Source organism: Komagataeibacter kakiaceti JCM 25156 (assembly GCF_000613305.1).
Window position 1 is genome coordinate 1 of the sequence record NZ_BAIO01000493.1, and the last position, 1731, is coordinate 1731.

3 protein-coding genes are annotated in these 1731 nt (G+C 60.7%); 2 read left to right on the plus strand and 1 reads right to left on the minus strand.

The annotated features are described in order from the left end of the window. Positions 1-264: 264 nt before the first annotated feature. Entirely contained in the window at positions 265-723 is a 459-nt protein-coding gene (locus tag JCM25156_RS15775; protein ID WP_025813845.1) for a c-type cytochrome, read from the plus strand. Between the two features lie 268 nt (positions 724-991). Then, entirely contained in the window at positions 992-1609 is a 618-nt protein-coding gene (locus tag JCM25156_RS15780; protein ID WP_025813846.1) for an acetate uptake transporter, read from the plus strand. Here the strand turns inward: JCM25156_RS15780 and JCM25156_RS28150 are convergent. Then, a partial coding sequence (locus JCM25156_RS28150) for an MGMT family protein (protein ID WP_199898875.1) occupies positions 1601-1731 on the minus strand: 131 nt, incomplete at its 5' end. The genes JCM25156_RS15780 and JCM25156_RS28150 overlap by 9 nt on opposite strands.

Here is a 1731-nt window from a genome sequence, read left to right on the forward strand (position 1 = left end):
ATTACTTCGGTTTTAAAAAAACTATTATTCGAAAATGTAGTTAAGGGGCTGTGGATCTCGTGACACCACACCGTCTCCCAATCCCTTAACTCGGCGCCCTGTTCAGACAGGGCGCCCTTTTTTTATGCGTGTGACGGGTGGCTGGCGGTTACGTTTCGCACCGGTTTTTTCATGTTATGTTACGAACACGGTCATATTATCGTGCCTGTGGTTCCGCCCTGCTCCCGGCCTGAAGGGCGCGACGGAACCGGACGGGAAACATACATGAAGAAAACACTGCCCGCCGTCATGTTCTGTCTGTCCTTTCCCGTTGCGCCAGCCGGGGCGGATGACGGGGCGATGCTGTACCAATCCAATTGCGGCGTGTGCCACGCGGACCGCGCACAGGGACGGCCCGGTCGGGTTCCACCGCTTGCCGGGCAGGTCGGGCGCATTTCCACCACGCCGGAAGGCAGGCAGTATGTGGTGGCCGTGGCGCTCAATGGCATGATGGGCCGGATGACCGAGGCTGGCGAGACCTATGCGGGGTTCATGCCGTCCTTCCGCATGCTGCCAGATGAGCAGATCGCCGCTATTCTCAACCACGTCGCCGGCCTGCCCGACGGCGCGGAAACACCGTTCTATTCCGCGCAGGACATTGCGGCGGGGCGCACGGAAAAACTCTCGCCCCCCGCCGTGACCGACAGGCGCAGGGCGCTTGAAGCGCCACCGTCATCGCCCTGAAGACTGTTTGATATCAAACTTGATGTTTGCAGGGCCTTTCGTGGGCCAACTGTTGCAAGCAGCCACATATGCCGCATATGGCCCCGGTTCACATAAACGCGCGCCGGGTCATCCGCATGGGCAGGGCGGCGTTTCATGTCCACGCTGTATTGGATCAGGTAACCGCCAGGTACAGGGCATGCCATAAAGTAATCCATATTTTAGTATGTTCCGCCCCGCGAAGCTGACATGTTTTGTCATAATTATCATCATAGAACGGAATCCGCGCATGGCGCATGACCACAATAACGCCAATCCCGCGCCGCTGGGTCTTATGGGGTTTGGCATGACCACGGTGCTGCTGAACCTGCACAATGCGCAGATCGTACCCATGGGGGCGGCCATCATGGCCATGGGGCTGGTCTTTGGCGGGGTGACGCAGTTTACCGCCGGGGTGCTGGAATATCGTAATGACAACACATTCGGCATGACCGCCTTCATGGGGTACGGGGCGTTCTGGCTGTCGCTTGTGGTGCTGCTGTGCCTGCCACAATGGGGGCTGGCGCCTGCATCCGCCCCTGCCCTGCTGGGCAGTTACATGTGGATATGGGGGCTGTTCACGGCCATTATGGCGGTGGGGTCGCTGGTGGCTTCACGCATGCATCAGGTCGTGTTTTTCAGCCTGACGGTGCTGTTCGTCCTGCTGGGCAGCGCCGAGATATTCGCCCGCCCGATCCTTACGCTTGTAGCGGGGTATGAAGGGCTGCTGTGTGGTTTCAGCGCGATCTATCTGGCCGCCGCCGAGATTCTGGAGGCCCAGTTCGACCGCCCGGTTCTGCCCACCGGCCTGCCTTCCGGCCCGACCGCGCAGCGCCACCATGATGACCTGCTGGTCCAGCTATCCTGATACCGCGTCCGCGCGGTCTGCCGCCCATGCGCGCTCGCGCTCCAGCAGCAGCCGCTTGCGCGCAGCTCCCCACCGATAACCCGACAGGCTTCCATCCCCTCGGATAACCCGGTGGCACGGTA